Annotated in this window: 1 protein-coding gene and 1 pseudogene; both read right to left on the bottom strand. The window is 51.0% G+C overall.

From position 1 onward, the window contains the following. Positions 1–367, bottom strand: a pseudogene (gene fliI / locus A3750_RS19890) (flagellum-specific ATP synthase FliI); the annotation flags it as partial. After that, a partial coding sequence (locus tag A3750_RS19895) for a FliH/SctL family protein (RefSeq protein WP_068548684.1) occupies positions 360–892 on the bottom strand: 533 nt, incomplete at its 5' end. The gene A3750_RS19895 and the pseudogene fliI, both read right to left, overlap by 8 nt.

Below are 892 nucleotides of genomic sequence, written 5' to 3' on the forward strand. Positions count from 1 at the left end.
CAAGCTCTCCCTTCCCGTCAATCGGATATCCACTGCCGTTAAGCACTCGACCCAGCAGCCCCATTCCAACAGGCACATCATTTGTGTTCGCTAACGGCGTAACTCTAGCGCCTGGTTTAAAACCCTTCACAGCGGCCAACGGCATTAAAAAGGTCTTGTTGCCATCAAAACCTACTACCTCAGCTTCTATTGATTCTTGGTTTGCCCCCTCGATTAGGCATCGATCCCCGACAACCACCTGGCAGCCCTGTGCCTCAAGCGTCAAGCCAACCATTCTAGTCAGGCGTCCGCTCGCTTCTGGCGCAATCGAATCAAGCCCTTGCGCTGCTTGCTGATAATCCACCAAACGCTGAAGCAAATCACTCATGTTCTGGCCCCGGCTCTATCTCTGTCTCATCACTCGATGAATCCGAAGGAGACTCCTGTTCCATTGAGCGTTTCTCTTCACCATCAACCTGATCACTTGTCGCGTGCACATTCGATTCAGAATCGTTTGGTATGTTGCCTTGAACCTGCTCTTGCTCCGCCAACTGCTGACCTTCGCTGAGCAACGCACTTGAGTAATCCGTATGTGTTTGCATTGAGTCGGGAGTTTCTTGATGCACTTCAAAATTCTGTGCCTTTGCTGCGTCCATCAACATCGATTGAACCGCGAGTTGGTACCGTTTTTCTACTGTGTAATCAAGCACTTGGTCGGTCGTCTCGATAATACAGCCGCCCCTTGCTATTGCCGCATTCGGTCGCACCGTCGCCTCAGGGGAAAGCGTCTGAATGAGGTCGACAACATACGTTTTATCTTGGGGGTTCAACTGGATTGTAATGTCTTGCGCGTGTTTGGGAAGGCTATCAATGCTGCGCGTCAAGGCTTGCTTGATCACGTCAGAATTCATCG

It is taken from the genome of Oleiphilus sp. HI0079 (genome assembly GCF_001635105.1).